Origin of the sequence: Bradyrhizobium genosp. A (genome assembly GCF_049949275.1) — a bacterium.
Taxonomy (GTDB): Bacteria; Pseudomonadota; Alphaproteobacteria; order Rhizobiales; family Xanthobacteraceae; genus Bradyrhizobium.
Genome location: NZ_CP188196.1, coordinates 4,652,254 through 4,669,179, shown reverse-complemented (window position 1 = coordinate 4,669,179; position 16,926 = coordinate 4,652,254). Strand labels below are relative to the sequence as shown.

The 16,926-nt window shown below is 64.9% G+C and carries 16 protein-coding genes; 14 read left to right on the top strand and 2 right to left on the bottom strand.

Features of this window, described 5'->3' with window-relative positions; translation table 11 throughout:
• Positions 1 to 98: 98 nt before the first annotated feature.
• The 14 genes from ACP2YP_RS21690 to lpxB all read left to right on the top strand — a co-directional run bounded on the left by ACP2YP_RS21690 (position 99) and on the right by lpxB (position 15,042).
• A complete protein-coding gene (locus tag ACP2YP_RS21690) occupies positions 99 to 1,088 on the top strand; it encodes a 30S ribosomal protein S2 (protein WP_426418391.1) in 990 nt (329 codons plus the stop codon).
• A 135-nt stretch (positions 1,089 to 1,223) separates the two neighbouring features.
• Positions 1,224 to 2,147 carry a translation elongation factor Ts gene (tsf, locus tag ACP2YP_RS21685; protein ID WP_426418390.1) on the top strand — a complete coding sequence of 308 codons (924 nt, stop codon included), beginning with the start codon at positions 1,224 to 1,226 and terminating at the stop codon, positions 2,145 to 2,147.
• Between the two features lie 60 nt (positions 2,148 to 2,207).
• Positions 2,208 to 2,924 (top strand): UMP kinase, encoded by a 717-nt coding sequence (gene pyrH, locus ACP2YP_RS21680; protein ID WP_426418389.1) that lies wholly within the window; start codon positions 2,208 to 2,210, stop codon positions 2,922 to 2,924.
• Between the two features lie 67 nt (positions 2,925 to 2,991).
• Positions 2,992 to 3,555, top strand: coding sequence for a ribosome recycling factor (frr, locus tag ACP2YP_RS21675; RefSeq protein WP_426418388.1), 564 nt, complete (start codon positions 2,992 to 2,994; stop codon positions 3,553 to 3,555).
• A 60-nt stretch (positions 3,556 to 3,615) separates the two neighbouring features.
• Positions 3,616 to 4,374 carry an isoprenyl transferase gene (locus ACP2YP_RS21670; RefSeq protein WP_426418387.1) on the top strand — a complete coding sequence of 253 codons (759 nt, stop codon included), beginning with the start codon at positions 3,616 to 3,618 and terminating at the stop codon, positions 4,372 to 4,374.
• The gene (locus ACP2YP_RS21665; RefSeq protein ID WP_426418386.1) at positions 4,371 to 5,213 is read left to right on the top strand and encodes a phosphatidate cytidylyltransferase; all 843 of its coding nucleotides are present in this window, start codon (positions 4,371 to 4,373) and stop codon (positions 5,211 to 5,213) included. Before ACP2YP_RS21670 ends, ACP2YP_RS21665 begins: the two co-directional genes overlap by 4 nt.
• A 4-nt stretch (positions 5,214 to 5,217) precedes the next feature.
• Positions 5,218 to 6,441, top strand: coding sequence for a 1-deoxy-D-xylulose-5-phosphate reductoisomerase (gene dxr, locus ACP2YP_RS21660; protein ID WP_426418385.1), 1,224 nt, complete (start codon positions 5,218 to 5,220; stop codon positions 6,439 to 6,441).
• Between the two features lie 44 nt (positions 6,442 to 6,485).
• Entirely contained in the window at positions 6,486 to 7,637 is a 1,152-nt protein-coding gene (rseP, locus tag ACP2YP_RS21655) for an RIP metalloprotease RseP (RefSeq protein WP_426418384.1), read from the top strand.
• Between the two features lie 176 nt (positions 7,638 to 7,813).
• Entirely contained in the window at positions 7,814 to 10,348 is a 2,535-nt protein-coding gene (gene bamA / locus ACP2YP_RS21650; protein WP_426418383.1) for an outer membrane protein assembly factor BamA, read from the top strand.
• 150 nt (positions 10,349 to 10,498) lie between these two features.
• Entirely contained in the window at positions 10,499 to 11,566 is a 1,068-nt protein-coding gene (gene lpxD, locus ACP2YP_RS21645) for a UDP-3-O-(3-hydroxymyristoyl)glucosamine N-acyltransferase (protein ID WP_426418382.1), read from the top strand.
• Positions 11,563 to 12,024, top strand: coding sequence for a 3-hydroxyacyl-ACP dehydratase FabZ (gene fabZ / locus ACP2YP_RS21640; RefSeq protein ID WP_426418381.1), 462 nt, complete (start codon positions 11,563 to 11,565; stop codon positions 12,022 to 12,024). Before lpxD ends, fabZ begins: the two co-directional genes overlap by 4 nt.
• 168 nt (positions 12,025 to 12,192) lie before the next feature.
• Positions 12,193 to 12,984 (top strand): acyl-ACP--UDP-N-acetylglucosamine O-acyltransferase, encoded by a 792-nt coding sequence (gene lpxA, locus ACP2YP_RS21635; protein WP_426418380.1) that lies wholly within the window; start codon positions 12,193 to 12,195, stop codon positions 12,982 to 12,984.
• A 19-nt stretch (positions 12,985 to 13,003) separates the two neighbouring features.
• Entirely contained in the window at positions 13,004 to 13,861 is an 858-nt protein-coding gene (locus ACP2YP_RS21630; protein ID WP_426418379.1) for an LpxI family protein, read from the top strand.
• Positions 13,858 to 15,042 (top strand): lipid-A-disaccharide synthase, encoded by a 1,185-nt coding sequence (gene lpxB, locus ACP2YP_RS21625; protein WP_426418378.1) that lies wholly within the window; start codon positions 13,858 to 13,860, stop codon positions 15,040 to 15,042. Before ACP2YP_RS21630 ends, lpxB begins: the two co-directional genes overlap by 4 nt.
• Here lpxB and ACP2YP_RS21620 read toward each other — a convergent pair.
• Together ACP2YP_RS21620 and ACP2YP_RS21615 are read right to left on the bottom strand one after the other, a co-directional pair.
• Positions 15,039 to 15,806, bottom strand: coding sequence for an SDR family NAD(P)-dependent oxidoreductase (locus ACP2YP_RS21620; protein WP_426418377.1), 768 nt, complete (start codon positions 15,804 to 15,806; stop codon positions 15,039 to 15,041). The genes lpxB and ACP2YP_RS21620 overlap by 4 nt on opposite strands.
• The gene (locus ACP2YP_RS21615; protein WP_426418376.1) at positions 15,803 to 16,918 is read right to left on the bottom strand and encodes an ABC transporter ATP-binding protein; all 1,116 of its coding nucleotides are present in this window, start codon (positions 16,916 to 16,918) and stop codon (positions 15,803 to 15,805) included. The genes ACP2YP_RS21620 and ACP2YP_RS21615 overlap by 4 nt, the downstream gene beginning before the upstream one ends.
• Positions 16,919 to 16,926: the final 8 nt, after the last annotated feature.

The following is a 16,926-nucleotide window of genomic DNA, read 5'->3' as shown; positions in this document are numbered from 1 at the left end:
CGGAAGCATGGCTCACAATGCCGTCCGGTGGCAGCCGGGGCGACAACGCTCCGTTTTGCTCACACGCTTCCGGAGGAACCAACCGGAGAATTAGAACGATGGCACTACCCGATTTCACTATGCGTCAGCTGCTCGAAGCTGGCGTGCACTTTGGTCACCAGTCTCACCGCTGGAATCCGAAAATGGCGCCGTTCATTTTCGGCGCTCGCAACAACATTCACATCGTCGACCTTGCCCAGACCGTGCCGCTGCTGCACACGGCCTTGCAGGCGGTCAGCGACACCGTCGCCAAGGGTGGCCGCATCCTGTTCGTGGGCACCAAGCGCCAGGCGCAGGACGGCGTCGCGGACGCGGCCAAGCGCTGCGCGCAGTATTTCGTCAATTCGCGCTGGCTCGGCGGCACGCTGACCAACTGGAAGACGATTTCGGCCTCGATCAAGCGCCTGCGTCACCTCGATGAGGTGCTGGCCGGCGGCGAAGCCAATTCCTACACCAAGAAGGAGCGCCTGACGCTTCAGCGCGAGCGCGACAAGCTTGATCGCTCGCTCGGCGGCATCAAGGACATGGGCGGTCTGCCCGACCTGATCTTCGTGATCGACACCAACAAGGAAGACATCGCGATCCAGGAAGCCCAGCGGCTCAACATTCCGGTCGCTGCGATCGTCGACACCAACTCCGATCCGAAGGGCATCACCTACGTGGTGCCGGGCAATGACGACGCCGGTCGCGCCATTTCGTTGTACTGCGATCTCATTGCGCGCGCCGCGATCGACGGCATCTCGCGCGCCCAGGGCGATTCCGGCATCGACATCGGTGCCTCGGCCCGTCCGGTCGCCGAAGAGCTGCCCTCGGGTGGCGGTTTCCAGGGCCTTGCCGGCCCGCGCGGCACCGCCGACGACCTCAAGAAGCTCCCGGGCGTGTCGGGCGCGATCGAGAAGAAGTTCAACGACCTCGGCATCTTCCACTTCTGGCAGCTCGCCGAGCTCGACCACGACACCGCGCACAAGATCGGCGAAGAAGTCGGTCTGCCGAGCCGTGCGGATGCCTGGGTGGCCAAGGCCAAGGCGCTGACCGCGGAAGCGGAATAGTCAAAAGAGCGGTCGGTTGGCCGGATAGGATCCGGCCACCATTTCATTCAGTTGACGCGAATTCCTGAGATGGACCGCGGCGGGGCAATTGGAGCCGCGCCGCGGCGAACCGGCAGGCAAGAAGGATTTTCAACGATGGCAACGATCACTGCTGCGATGGTCAAGGATCTGCGCGAGTCCACCGGCGCAGGCATGATGGACTGCAAGGCCGCGCTGACCGAGAACGACGGCAACATGGAAGCGGCGCAGGACTGGCTGCGCAAGAAGGGCCTGTCCAAGGCCGCCAAGAAGTCGGGCCGCGTCGCGGCCGAGGGCCTGATCGGCGCGCTCACCAAGGGCAACAAGGGCGTCGTGGTCGAGGTCAACTCCGAGACCGACTTCGTCGCGCGCAACGGTCAGTTCCAGGGCCTGGTCAAGATGATCGCCCAGGTCGCTTTCGACGTTGGCGCCGATGTCGAGAAGATCAAGGCCGCCAAGGTCGGCGACGTCACGGTGGAAGCCGCGATCAATGATGCGATCGCCACCATCGGCGAGAACATGACGCTGCGTCGTGCCGCTTCGCTCGAAGTGAGCCAGGGCGTGGTGTCGAGCTATGTCCACGGTGCGGTCGTCGACGGCGCCGGCAAGATGGGCGTGATCGTGGCGCTGGAATCGCCCGGCAAGGCCGACGAGCTCGCAGCGCTCGGCCGCCAGATCGCGATGCATGTCGCGGCCGCCAACCCGCTCGCGCTCGATCCGACCGGCCTCGATCCGGCCGTCGTCAAGCGCGAGAAGGACGTGCTGGCCGACAAATATCGCCAGCAGGGCAAGCCGGAGAACGTGATCGAGAAGATCGTCGAGTCCGGTCTGAAGACCTATTACAAGGAAGTCTGCCTGCTCGAGCAGGCCTTCATCCACGACACCGGCAAGTCGGTGGCGCAGGCGGTGAAGGAAGCCGAGGGCAAGGTCGGCGGCGCCGTGAAGATCGCGGGCTTCGTGCGCTATGCTCTCGGTGAGGGAATCGAGAAGCAGGAATCGGACTTCGCGGCTGAGGTCGCGGCGGCCAGCGGCAAGAAGTAAGCGCCGGAACGTTCCGTCCGGCGTGCCGCCGGAAGCGGCGCCCGGAGAAGGAAAGTGCTCATGACTGATCCGGTCTATCGTCGCGTCGTGATCAAGCTGTCCGGCGAATACCTCGCGGGACAGCAAGGCTTTGGCATCGATCAACCGACATTGGACCGGGTTGCGGACGATCTGATCGCCGCCCGTCAGCTTGGCACCGAGGTTGCGGTTGTGATCGGCGGCGGCAATATCTTTCGCGGCGTCGAGGTGTCCTCCCGCGGCGTGTCGCGCCCGACCGGCGACACCATGGGTATGCTTGCCACCATGATGAACTGCCTCGCGCTCGAAGCTACGATCGAGCGCAAGGGCACGCCGGCGAGGGCTCTCTCGGCGTTTGTCATGCCCGAGGTTTCCGAGCTGTTCACCCGCACGGCGGCGCACAAATATCTCGCCGAGGGCCGGATCTTGCTGCTTGGCGGCGGAACCGGCAATCCGTTCTTCACCACGGACACGACGGCGGTGCTGCGCGCCGCCGAGATCGGCGCCCAGGCGGTGTTGAAGGCGACCAATGTCGACGGCGTCTACTCGGCCGATCCGAAGAAGGACCCGGCCGCCACCCGGTTCGACCGGCTGACGCATTCGCAGGCCATCGAGGGTGGCTACAAGGTGATGGATGCGACCGCCTTCGCACTTGCCCGCGAGACATCACTGCCTATCATCGTATTTTCGATCGCGGAGCCCGGTTCGATCGGCGCGATTCTACGCGGCGCCGGCCACGGGACGATCGTCGCCGGCTGACGGCTCATCTGGCGCGCCCCGAGGGAAGGGCGCGGTGAGGTCGCCGGGATATTGAAGGAGAAACGTGATGGCCACGGGTAATTTCGACCTCAACGAAGTGAAGCGCCGCATGCAGGGCGCGGTCCAGTCGCTCAAGCACGAGCTTAGCGGCCTGCGTACGGGCCGCGCGTCGGCCTCGATGCTCGATCCGGTGCAGGTCGAGGCTTATGGCAGCCACATGCCGCTGAACCAGCTCGCCACCGTCAGCGTACCGGAGCCGCGGCTCATCTCGGTGCAGGTCTGGGACAAGTCGATGGTCAAGCCGGTCGAGAAGGCGATCGTCGATTCCAATCTCGGCCTGTCGCCGGCGACCGAAGGTCAGGTGCTGCGCCTGCGCATCCCCGAGCTGAACGAGGAGCGCCGCAAGGAGCTGGTCAAGGTCGCGCACAAATACGCCGAAGCCGCCAAGGTGGCTGCGCGTCACGTCCGTCGCGATGGTCTCGATGTTTTGAAGAAGCTCGAGAAGAATCACGAGATGTCGGAGGACGATCAGAAGCGTCACGCCGACGAGGTGCAGAAGGTGACCGATGGCACCATCACCGAGATCGACCAGCTGCTGGCCGCCAAGGAAAAAGAAATCCTCACCGTCTAAAGCGCGATGGGCACCATCATCACGCTCTAGAGTATAGTTCGCGCCTTTGAGGCTGCTGTCATGTCCAACGCCGCCGCGCCCGCAACGGAAGGACCAGACCGATCCGACGCGCCTGCGCATGTCGCCATCATCATGGATGGCAACGGGCGTTGGGCGGCCGCGCGCGGTCTGCCGCGGGCGGAGGGGCATCGCCGCGGCGTCGAGGCGCTGCGCCGCGTTGTGCGTGCCTCGCACGAGCTCGGCATCCGCTATCTCACCATCTTCTCGTTCTCCTCGGAGAACTGGTCGCGCCCGGCGAGCGAGATCGGCGATCTCTTCGGTCTGCTCAAGCGCTTCATCCGCAACGATCTCGCGAGCCTGCATCGCGACGGCGTCAAGGTTCGTATCATCGGCGAGCGCGACGGGCTCGAGGGCGACATCTGCGCGCTGCTGAACGAGGCCGAGGAGCTGACGCGCGACAACACGCGTCTGACCCTCGTCGTCGCCTTCAACTACGGCTCACGGCAGGAGATCGCGAAAGCGGCGCAGAAGCTCGCGCGCGAGGTCGCAGACGGTAGGCGCGATCCTGCCTCGATCGACGCTGATGCTCTCGGCGCCCATCTCGACGCGCCCGACATTCCCGATCCCGATCTCATCATCCGCACCAGCGGCGAGCAGCGCCTGTCGAATTTCCTGATGTGGCAGGCCGCCTATAGCGAGCTCGTGTTCGTACCGGTCCACTGGCCCGATTTCGACAAGGCGGCGCTCGAAAGCGCGATCGCCGAATTCGCCAGGCGCGAGCGCCGTTTCGGCGGCCTGGTCGCGAAAAACGCCTCGTGAGCGAACCCGACGCCGAAGCAGCGGGCTCGAAGCCTGCCCCGAGCAATTTCCTGATGCGAGTCCTCGCAGCACTCGTGCTGGCGCCGCTCGCGATCGCACTCGCTTATGCTGGCGGCTGGCTGTGGGCGCTTCTCGTCACCCTGGTCTCTATCGGACTGTTCGCGGAATGGCTGATGGTGGTGGGAGCGGGGTCGGCTGCACTGACCGGGGCGGGGACAATCGTCATCGCGGTGATGGGGGCCTGTGTCGCCTTTGGTGCACTCAAGACCGCCGTCATCACCGGCTGTGTCGGCGGTGCGATCGTGACGCTGATCGCGCGGGGCAAGTTCGTTTGGGCCGCGACCGGATTCGCCTATGCCTCCGCGGCCCTGCTGGCCTCGATCCTGGTGCGGCAGGATCTCGTGCACGGCTTCGCCGCGCTGATGTTCGTGCTGCTCGTGGTATGGGCGACCGATATCGGCGGTTATTTCGCCGGCCGCGGCATCGGCGGACCGAAGCTGTGGCCGCGCGTCAGCCCGAAGAAGACCTGGGCCGGCGCGTTCGGCGGTTTTGCGGCGAGCCTTGCGGTCGCGGCCGGGTTTGCCGCATTCGGCATCGGAAAAGCGGCTCCACTGCTGCTCGTCAGCGCCATCCTCTCGGTGGTCTCGCAGGCGGGCGATCTGTTCGAATCCGCGGTGAAAAGGCGCTTCGGCGTCAAGGATTCCAGTCACTTAATTCCCGGCCATGGCGGACTTCTGGACCGCCTGGACGGCTTTGTCGCCGCCATCCTGGTGGCATGGTTTATCGGCTTCCTCCGCCATGGTGTGCATAGCGCCGGAAGCGGTCTTATGGTTTGGTGAGGATATGAGCGCAGTCCCTTTGCGTAACAACAAGCCGGCTGCGGCCGACATCCGCAGTGTCACGGTCCTTGGCGCCACCGGCTCGATCGGCGACAGCACGATGGATCTGCTGCGCGCCTCGCCCGAGCGCTATCGCGTCGAGGCCCTGACCGCGAACAGCAATGTCGAGGCGCTGGCGAAGCTTGCGAGGGAATTCTCCGCGCGCTTCGTCGCGATCGCAGACGCCTCCAAGCTCGCCGAGCTCAAGTCCGCACTTGCGGGCACGAGCACCGAATGCGGCGCCGGCGAAAGCGCGGTGATCGAGGCGGGCGCGCGCCCGGCCGATTGGGTGATGGCGGCGGTGAGCGGCGCGGCCGGACTGAAGCCGGCCTTAGCTGCGGTTGATCGCGGCGCGCATGTCGCGCTCGCCAACAAGGAATGCCTGGTTTGCGCCGGCGATTTCTTCATGCAGCGCGCAGCGAAAGCGGGCGCCTGTATCCTGCCGGCCGATTCCGAGCACAACGCGCTGTTCCAGGCGCTGGCATCGGGCAATCGCGACGAGCTCGTTCGCGTCATCATCACCGCCTCGGGCGGCCCGTTTCGCACCTGGAAGCCGGCCGACATCGAGCAGGCGACCCTCGAGCAGGCCCTGAAGCATCCGAACTGGAGCATGGGCCAGAAGATCACGATCGATTCCGCCTCGATGATGAACAAGGGGCTCGAGGTGATCGAGGCATCCTATCTGTTCGCGCTGACACCGGACGAGATCGACGTTCTGGTGCATCCGCAGTCGATCATTCACGGCATGGTCGAGTTCTCCGACCGCTCGGTGATGGCCCAGCTCGGCTCGCCGGACATGCGCACGCCGATCGCCCATTGCCTCGGCTGGCCCGACCGCATTAAGGGACCGGCAGCCAAGCTCGATCTGGCCAAGATCGGCCAGCTGACCTTCGAGGCACCGGATTTCGAGCGGTTCCCCGGGCTTCGCCTGGCCTTCGATTCGCTCCGGCACGGGAAGGGGGCTACCACCGTCTACAATGCCGCCAACGAGGTCGCGGTCGCGGCCTTCATCGCCGGCAAGATCCGCTTCGGCGCCATCGCCCGGCTGGTCGAGGCGACGCTGGAGGACTGGATCCGGAGTGGGAACCACGGCCCCATGACCTCAGCGGATGATGCAATATCCGTTGACCATGTTTCGCGAAATAAAGCTGCCGCCCTATTGCCTCAAATTGCCTTAAAGGCATCCTAGGTAGTTCGGGGCCAGGGCCTTGCGGCGCTGGATGAGGGAATTCGATGATCGACTTTTTTACCCATAGTTTCAATACGTTGAGCCATGGGCTCCTCGGCTACGTCGTTCCCTTTCTGTTCGTCCTGACCATCGTCGTGTTCTTCCACGAGCTCGGCCATTTCCTGGTCGCGCGCTGGGCCGGCGTGCGGGTGTTAACCTTTTCGCTCGGTTTCGGACCTGAGCTGGTCGGTTTCAACGACCGCCACGGCACCCGCTGGAAGATATCGGCGATCCCGCTCGGCGGCTATGTCAAGTTCTTCGGCGACGAGAGCGAGGCTTCGACCCCATCGGCTGAAGCGCTCGCGGCCATGACGGCCGAGGAGCGCGCCGGCAGCTTTCACCACAAGAAGGTGGGCCCGCGCGCCGCCATCGTCGCGGCCGGTCCGATTGCCAATTTCATCCTCGGCGCCCTGATTTTCGCAGGCATGGCGCTGTACTACGGCAAGCCGAGCACGATCGCGCGCGTGGACGGCGTCGTCGCCGACGGCGCGGCGGCCGCCGCCGGCTTCAAGATCGGCGACGTCGTCGTGCAGATCGACGGCAAGCCGATCGAGAGCTTTGCCGACATGCAGCGGATTGTCGCGACGAACGCCGGTTCGGCACTGGCTTTCCAGGTGAAGCGGGACGGTGCGATCGTGTCGCTGACCGCGACGCCGGCGCTGCTCGAGCGTAAGGATCCGTTCGGCAACAGCCACCACGTCGGTGTGCTCGGCGTCGAGCACAAGTCCCAGGCCGGTGAAGCCTCGACCTCGCCGGTCGGTGTCGGCGAGGCGCTCAAGATCGGGGTCGAGCAGGTCTGGTTCATCATCACCAGCACCTTCAAGTTCCTGGGCTCTTTGTTCATCGGGCAGGGCAATCCGAACGAGGTCAGCGGCGTCCTCGGCATCGCCAAGATGTCAGGGCAGGCGGCCAGCGCGGGGTTCCAGTTTGTGATCAATCTGTGCGCCGTGCTGTCGGTTTCGATCGGGCTTCTGAACCTGTTCCCGATCCCGCTGCTCGATGGCGGTCACCTTATGTTCTACGCGGCCGAAGTCGTCCGCGGTCGCCCGCTGTCCGAGCGGACCCAGGAGATGGGGTTCCGAATCGGGCTCGGTCTGGTGCTGATGCTGATGGTGTTCGCGACCTACAACGACATTCTGCGGATGGCCGCTTCCTGATAGGGGCTTTTTTGTGGCGTTGCCATTGGGCAACGTCTTGGAATGAAATTGAAAATACGGTGTCAGCTGCCGTTTGCGACATCGGGGAAATTGGCTACAAGCGGCTTCGAACTTGGGGAATCTCCCAGACCGGCTTTGGGGTTGGGTCTGGTAAGTTGATAAGGGCGCGCTGCGCAATGAAGTTTGGACTGCGACTCCGGGGGGGCTTGCTAGCAACCCTGATCATGTTCGGCGCGCCGGTGGTTGCCCCGATTGGGGCTGTTTTCGTGTCTTCGTCTGCGCTCGCTCAGACCGTGCAGTCGATTTCCGTCGAAGGAAATCGCCGTGTCGAGGTGGAGACGATCCGCTCCTATTTCAAGCCCGGCCCCGGTGGTCGCCTCGATCAGGGCGCCATCGATGACGGCCTCAAGGCGCTGATCGAAACCGGCCTGTTCCAGGACGTGAAGATCAACCGCGGCGCCGGCGGCCAGATCGTCGTCTCCGTGGTGGAAAACCCGGTGATCGGGCGCATCGCGTTCGAGGGCAACAAGAAGATCAAGGACGAGCAGCTCACCGCCGAAGTCCAGTCCAAGGCTCGAGGCACGTTCTCCCGCGCCATGGTGCAGTCGGACACGCTGCGAATCGCCGAAATCTATCGCCGCTCCGGCCGCTATGACGTGACCGTCACGCCGGAGATCATCGAGCAGCCGAACAACCGCGTCGATCTCGTCTTCACGGTCAACGAAGGCGCCAAGACCTCGGTCAAGTCGATCGAGTTCGTCGGTAACACCGCGTTCTCGTCCTACCGCCTCAGGGACGTCATCAAGACGCACGAATCGAATCTGCTGAGCTTCCTCAGCAGCGGTGACGTCTACGATCCGGACCGGGTCGAGGCCGACCGCGACCTGATTCGCCGCTTCTACCTGAAGAACGGCTTCGCCGACGTTCAGGTCGTGGCCGCGCTCACCGAATACGATCCGGAGAAGAAGGGCTTCAACGTCACCTTCAAGATCGAGGAAGGCCAGCAGTACCGCGTCGGTACTGTCGATTTCCGCACCAGCATCGCGAACTTCGACCCGAGCTCGCTGCGCAACTTCTCGCGCGTCAATGTCGGCTCGCTCTACAACGTCGAATCGGTCGAGAAATCGGTCGAGGATATGCAGATCGAGGCCTCGCGCCGCGGCTATGCCTTCGCGGTGGTGCGTCCGGGCGGCGACCGCAATTTCGATGCGCACACCGTCTCCGTCGTGTTCAACATCGACGAAGGTCCGCGCACTTACATCGAGCGCATCAATATCCGCGGAAACACGCGTACCCGTGACTACGTGATCCGTCGCGAGTTCGACCTCTCCGAGGGCGATGCCTACAACCGTGCGCTGGTCGATCGCGCCGAGCGCCGCCTGAAGAACCTCGACTACTTCAAGACCGTGAAGATCACGACGGAGCCGGGCTCTTCCAGCGACCGCGTGGTCCTGATCGTCGATCTCGAAGAAAAGTCGACCGGCGACTTCTCGGTCTCTGGTGGTTACTCCACGACCGACGGCGCTTTGGCCGAAGTCTCGGTCTCCGAGCGTAACCTGCTCGGCCGCGGTCTGTTCGCCAAGGCGTCGGTCACCTACGGCCAGTACGCACGCGGCTATTCGCTGTCGTTCGTCGAGCCCTATCTGCTCGACTACCGCGTCGCGCTGGGCCTCGACCTCTATCAGCGCACCCAGCTGTCCAATAGCTACATCTCCTACGGCACCAAGACGCTCGGCTTCTCGCCGCGCCTCGGCTTCTCGCTGCGTGAAGATCTGTCGCTCCAGCTGCGCTACTCGATCTACCGGCAGGAAATCACGCTGCCGTCCTACCTGGCGAACTGTAACAACGTCCTCGGTTCGTCGGCCTTCAATCCGAGCCCGGCTTTTGCCGCCGTTAACGGCATCGACCTGACCTCGACCAACGGCCTCGGCTGCTACAGCGACGGCGAAGCCTCGCTGCCGGTCCGCAAGGAGCTTGCGAACGGCAAGACGCTGACTTCTGCGCTCGGCTACACGCTGACCTACAACACGCTCGACAACAACAAGAACCCGACCGACGGCCTGCTCATCGACTTCAGGCAGGACTTCGCCGGCGTCGGCGGCGACGTCTCCTACCTGAAGACCGTCGCGGACGCGAAGTACTACCAGTCGCTGGTGTCTGACCTCGTCGGCCTCGTCCATCTCCAGGGCGGTATCCTGAACAAGATCGGCAACAACGATCTGCGCATGCTGGATCACTTCCAGATGGGTCCGAACCTCGTCCGCGGCTTCGCGCCGAACGGCATTGGCCCGCGCGATTTGAATCCCTTTGGTACGCAGGACGCGCTTGGCGGCACCAAATATTGGGGCGCTTCGCTGGAATTGCAGATGCCGTTCTGGTTCCTTCCGAAGGAAGTGGGTCTGAAGGGCGCGGTTTACGCCGACGCCGGTGGTCTCTTCGACTATCAGGGCCCGACGACGTGGTCGGTGACCAACGAAATGACCACGACCAGGAACTCGAACTGTACGCCATCGACCGTCAACCCGAACACGGCTGGAACTTGTACTGGCCTGGTGTATGACAATGGCAATGTGGTCCGCTCGTCGGTCGGTGTCGGCCTGATCTGGGCCTCGCCGTTCGGACCGCTGCGCTTTGACTACGCAGTGCCGCTTACCAAGGGCAAGAATGACCGCACGCAGGAATTCCGGTTCGGCGGCGGCACGAGTTTCTAATTCGATCAGCAGGGCATGATCCGGCCGCTTAGGTGTTCCTGTTGGGGAGTTCCTTGGGGCCGGCCGCCAAAAAGATCGTGATCAATCCATGAGATAAGGCATGATGCGGCCTGGCCGCTTCATGCCGAAGCCGGACCGCGACGGGGTGGAATGGCGCAGCCGACCTTCTTCAAAAAACCGCCGACCTCAACGCTGGCCGACATCGCCGCGCTGACCAAGGCGCAACTGGTCGACCCTGTCAGGGGCGGTCATGTCATCACGGGTCTTGCTTCGCTGGACGAAGCCGGCCCGATGCAGCTGGCGTTCTTCGACAATCTCAAATACGCCGATGAGCTCAAGGCGACCAAGGCTGGCGCCTGCCTGGTGAGCCCGCGCTTCGAGGCCCAGGTGCCCGCGCATGTGGCCGTGCTGCGGGTGGCGCAGCCGTTCCGCGCCTTTGTCGCGATCGCCCGGGAATGGCATGGCGACGCGCTGCGTCCACAGTCCTGGTTCGGCAATGACGGCATCGCGCCATCGGCCATCATCGACCCGTCGGCGCGGCTGGAGGACGACGTCATCGTCGAGCCGCTGACCGTCATCGGTCCGGATGTCGAGATCGGCGGCGGCAGCGTGATCGGCGCCGGTGTGGTCCTCGGTCCAGGCGTCAAGATCGGGCGGGACTGCAATGTCGGCGCCCGCACGGCTATCCAGTGCGCACTGATCGGCAACAACGTGCTGATCCACCCCGGCTGCTCGATCGGCCAGGACGGCTTCGGCTTCATCTTCTTCGGCCCCGAGGGCCATCTGAAGGTGCCCCAGACCGGCCGTGTGCTGATCCAGAACAATGTGGAAGTCGGCGCCGGCACCACCATCGATCGCGGCTCCTTGCGCGACACGGTGATCGGGGAGGGCACCAAAATCGACAATCAGGTCCAGATCGGCCACAATGTGACGATCGGCCGGAACTGCCTGCTGGCGGCCCAGATCGGGCTCGCAGGCAGCCTGACGATCGGCGACAACGTGGCGCTGGGAGCAAAGGTCGGCATCAACAATCACCTCAAGATCGGTGACGGGGCCCAGGTCACCGCGATGAGCGGGGTCAAGGACGACATCCCGCCGAACGGTCGCTGGGGCGGATTTTTTGCCAAGCCGACCAAACAGTGGTTCAAGGAAATTATCGCGGTGGAGCGCCTGGTACGCGGCAGCAAGGCCGATCCGAAGGACGAGGGACGGGAATGACGGCGGAATCACCTGTTAAATTCGAGCTGGTGGATATCTATGCGATCCTCCAGACGCTGCCGCACCGCTTTCCGATGCTCCTGATCGACCGGGTGATCAACATCCGGGCCGATTACAGCGGCATCGGCATCAAGAACGTCACCTTCAACGAGCCGGCCTTCCAGGGCCATTTCCCCGAGCGTCCGGTCTATCCGGGCGTGATGATGATCGAGGCGATGGCGCAGACCGCCGGTGTGATCGGCATCAAGTCGGTCGAGGGTACCGAGAAGCCGCGGGCGGTCTATTTCCTTACCATCGACAAGTGCAAGTTCCGCAAGCCCGTGCTGCCCGGCGATACCATCGAGTATCACATGCGCTCGCTCGGCCGCCGCAAGGCCATGTGGTGGTTTCACGGCGACGCCAAGGTCAACGGCCAGGTCGTCGCCGAAGCCGATGTCGGGGCGATGCTGACCGACTGAGGGCGGCGCCGCCCGTTCAAGTGCTGGATGAGGTGGTTGATGCAGCGGCGCGGATTCCTCAGCCAGTCTCTGAAACACGCCGAGATCATACGTCACTGGACAGATCGGGCGCAGTCGCGCTAACCACCGGAAAGCCGAGCAAGTTCAACACATAGTCAGACCTTCTTGATGAGTAAGATCGACCCCACCGCACGGGTGGAAGACGGCGCCATGATCGGCGAGGGCACCGAGATCGGGCCCTTTTGCATCATTGGTCGCAACGCCCGGATCGGGGCCAATTGCAAGCTGATCGGACAGGTCACCGTCATCGGCCATACCTCAGTCGGGGACAATTGCGTGATCTCGCCGTTCGCGGTGCTCGGTGGCGCGCCGCAGGACCTCAGCTACAAGGGCGAGCCGACCACGCTCGACATCGGTTCCGGTTGCACCATCCGCGAAGGCGCGACGATGAACGTCGGCACCGTCAAGGGTGGCGGCAAGACGCGCGTCGGCAATGACGGCTATTTCATGAACAACAGCCATGTCGGCCATGACTGCATGGTCGGCAACAACGCGATCTTCGCGACCTCGGCGACGCTCGGTGGCCATTGCGAGATCGGCGATGCCGTCTATATCGGCGGGCTGTCCGCGGTGCACCAGTTCACGCGCATCGGCTCCTATGTGATGGTCGGCGGCCTCTCGGGCGTGCGCGACGACATCATTCCGTACGGGCTCGCCAACGGCCAATATGCGGTGCTGGAGAGCCTCAATCTCATCGGTATGAAGCGGCGCAATCTCACCAGGCAGCGTCTCGCAACCGTGCGGGCGTTCTACCAAAAACTCTTCCATGGCCCCGGCACATTCGCCGAGCGGCTGGAGGCGGCGCGGCTGCTTGGGAGCGAAGATCCTGCGATCGCCGAAATCCTCGGCTTCATCGGCAAGGGCAAGCGTCCGCTCTGTCTTCCCGCCATCGAGAAGTGACGCCGGGATGGCCGCGGACATGACATCGGCGGCTCCAGCGATTTCATCACCGGTCGGCGTGGTCGCGGGCGGTGGCGCGATGCCGTTCGCGGTTGCCGAGTCGCTCGCCGCGCGCGGCATCACGCCGGTGCTGTTTCCGTTGCGAGGTGCCTGCGATCCGGCGCTGGTGGAGAAATTCCGCCACCGCTGGATCTCGGTCGGTCAGCTCGGCCGCGCGATGCGGCTGTTCCGCGAGGAGGGCTGCCGCGACCTGATCTTCATCGGCACCTTGGTGCGGCCTTCGCTCACGGAGATCCGGTTCGACTTCACGACGTTGCGGCTGCTCGGTAACGTCATCCGCGCCTTCCGCGGCGGCGACGATCATCTGCTGTCCGGTGTCGGGCGCATTCTCGAGCAAGGCGGCTTTCGCATGGTCGGGATCAAGGACGTCGCGCCCGACCTGCTGATGCCCGAGGGCTGCATCACCCGCGCCTGGCCGGCCGACAACGCCAAGAGCGACATCGAACGCGGGCGCGCGGTGCTCACCGCGCTCGGGCCGTTCGACATCGGTCAGGCCGCCGTAGTGATCGACGGCCATGTGGTGGCGGTCGAGGACATCGAGGGCACTGATGCGCTGCTGGCGCGCGTGGCGCGGCTGCGCGAGGAGGGCCGTATCCGTGCCGCCACCGGACGTGGCGTGCTGGTGAAGGCGCCGAAGAGCGGCCAGGATTTGCGCTTTGACCTGCCGACGATCGGCGCGCGCACGATCGAGGGCGTTGCCAAGGCCGGCCTTGCCGGGGTCGCTGTCATCGCCGGCAACACCATCGCCGCCGAGCCGCAGGCGATGATCGGGCTCGCCGACGCCAAATATCTCTTCGTCGTCGGTCTGCCCGCGTGATGCAGACCCGCGATCCCAAACGGAAGATCTTCCTGATCGCGACGGAGGAATCCGGCGACCGGCTCGGCTCGGCGCTGATGAAGGTGCTGCGCCAGCGCCTCGGTGACGGCGTGCAGTTCGAGGGCGTCGGCGGCCGCACCATGGCGCGCGAGGGGCTTGAGACGCTGTTTCCGATCGAGGAGCTGTCGATCGTCGGCTTTGCCGCGGTGATGCAGCAATTGCCGAAGATCCTGCGGCTGATCCGCGAGACCACGGATGCCGTGACCGAGTCCGCGCCCGACGCGCTGGTCATCATCGACAGTCCCGATTTCACCCATCGTATTGCGCGCCGCGTGCGCGCGAAGAATCCGACGATCCCCGTCGTCGACTACGTCTCGCCCTCGGTCTGGGCCTGGCGGCCGGGCCGCGCGCGCGCGATGCTCGGTTATGTCGATCACGTGCTGGGTCTGCTGCCGTTCGAGCCGGAGGAGTACCGCAAGCTGAAGGGGCCGCCATGCAGCTATGTCGGTCATCCCCTGATCGAGCAATTGCCGTCGCTGCGCCCGAACCCTGACGAGCAAAAGCGCCGCGACAGCGAGCCGCCGGTGCTGCTGGTGCTGCCGGGCAGCCGCCGCAGCGAGATCCGGCATCATCTCGGCCTGTTCGGCGCCGCGCTCGGGCGATTGCAGGCCGAGGGCCGCGCGTTCGAATTGATGCTGCCGACGATGCCGCATCTCGAAGCCACCGTCCGCGAGGGCGTGGCGACCTGGCCGGTCAAGCCGCAGATCGTGGTCGGCGAAACCGAGAGGCGCGCCGCATTCCGAATCGCGCGCGCGGCGCTGGCGAAATCCGGCACGGTGACGCTTGAGCTGGCGCTGTCAGGCATTCCGATGGTGACCGCCTATCGCGTCGGCGCGATGGAGGCCTTCATCCTGCGCCGCGCGATCCAGGTCTCGTCGGTGATCCTCGCCAATCTCGTGATCGGCAAGGACGTGATCCCCGAGTTCCTGCAGGAGGACTGCACGCCCGAGAAACTCGCCGCGGGGTTGTCCGAGGTGCTGACGGACTCGCCGCTGCGCACGCAACAGGTCGAAGCCTTCGCGCAGCTCGACGCCATCATGTCCACCGGCAATAAATCTCCCAGCGTGCTCGCCGCCGACATCGTGCTCGCGACGATGCGGCAAGGTCGGCGCGCCGGCTAGGCGAGACCGCCGTCGACCCGGAAACACTGGCACGTGATGCGCTGGCTCGCGTCGGAGGCGAGGTAGAGCGCCATGTCAGCGATATCGTCGGGCGTCACCGCATCGGGAATGGCCTGGCGCGTGCGCAGCTCGGTGATGGCCTGCTCGTTGGGATACCACAGCCGGCGCTGCCGCTCGGTGATCACCATGCCCGGCGCGATCGCGTTGACGCGGATGCGGTCGGCGCCGAACCGGCGGCCCAGTGAATTGGTGAAGCCGACGATCGCCGCCTTGGCTGCGGCGTAGACCGGCAGCGCCGGCGCGCCGCGCATCCAGGCCACCGACGACATGTTGATGATCGCGCCGCCGCCGCGCGCCTGCATCTGCGGCACCACGGCTTGCGCGGCAAAGAAGACGTGCTTGAGGTTGACGCCGATCATCCAGTCGAATTCGGCCGGGGTCACATCGGCCAGCACCTGGCGCTGGTCATTGGCGGCGTTGTTGACGAGGACCGCGGCATCGCCGAGCGAACCGTGCACCTTCGCCAGCGCCGCGCGCAGGGCGTCGATGTCGAGGAGGTCGCAGGGCACGAAGATCGGCGCGGTGCTGGACGTTTTCGCCACCTCGTGCGCCAGCGCTTCGCCGGCCTGCACATCGATGTCGAGGTAGGCGACACGGGCGCCTTGCGCGGCGAAAGCGCGCACGAAGGCGGCGCCGATGCCGCTGGCGCCCCCGGTGATCAGCACCACGCGGTCCGCGAGGTCGGCATAGCTCGTCTTGGTCATGCGATCAGTCGCTCCGTCTCAGGGTCGAACAGGCAAATGCGGCGGGTATCGAGGGCGAAGGAGGCGGTCCCACCCGGCGACGGGCGGATGTCCGGCGAGATGCGCGCCTGCGCGGGCTCGCCGCCAAGCCGCAGCAGGACGATGGTCTCGGCGCCGGTGGGCTCGACCAGCTCGACAGGCGCGGAGACGATGACCGGCGCGCCCGTGGCGCCAGAGAACAGGCGATCCCCCTCGGCGATGCATTCCGGCCGGATTCCAATCACCACCTCGCGGCCGACATAGGACGCCGCTGCGTCGTAGTTCTGGAGGCGGAGACGGACCTCGTCCGGCCGGCCTGCGCCGATCACCGCCGCAGGCCCCCCGGCGTCGGCCTCGAGCCGTGCCGGCATCGTATTCATCGGCGGCGAGCCCATGAAGCGGGCGACGAACAGATTGGCCGGATAGCGGTACACCGTGTCGGGGTCGGCGAATTGCTGCACCACGCCCCGATGCATCACGGCGATGCGGGTCGCCATCGTCATCGCCTCGATCTGGTCGTGGGTGACATAGATGATGGTGGCGCCGATGCGCTGATGCAGCCGCTTGATCTCCATCCGCATCTCGACGCGCAGCTTGGCGTCGAGATTGGAGAGCGGCTCGTCGAACAGGAAGAGCAGGGGATTGCGCACCAGCGCGCGCCCCATCGCCACGCGCTGGCGCTGGCCGCCGGACAGTTGCGACGGCTTGCGGCCGAGCAGCGGCTCGATCTGCAGTAGCTTGGCCACGTTCGCCAGCGCCTTCTCCTGCTCCGCCTTGGCGACGTGTCGGCATTCCATGCCGAAGGTGATGTTCTGGCGCACCGTCATCGAGGGATAGAGCGCGTAGGACTGGAACACCATGGCAATGTCGCGGTCCTTGGGCGGGACGTCGTTGACCACGCGTCCGCCGATCTCGATCGTGCCGTCGCTGGCCCGATCGAGCCCGGCGACGATGTTGAGCAGGGTGGACTTGCCGCAGCCGGACGGCCCGACCAGCACGGTGAATTCACCGCTCTCGATGTCGAGGTCGATGCCCGTCAGCACCTCGAGATTGGCGTAGCGCTTCGACAGGGCGCGAATGCTTAGTGCTGCCATGACCCATC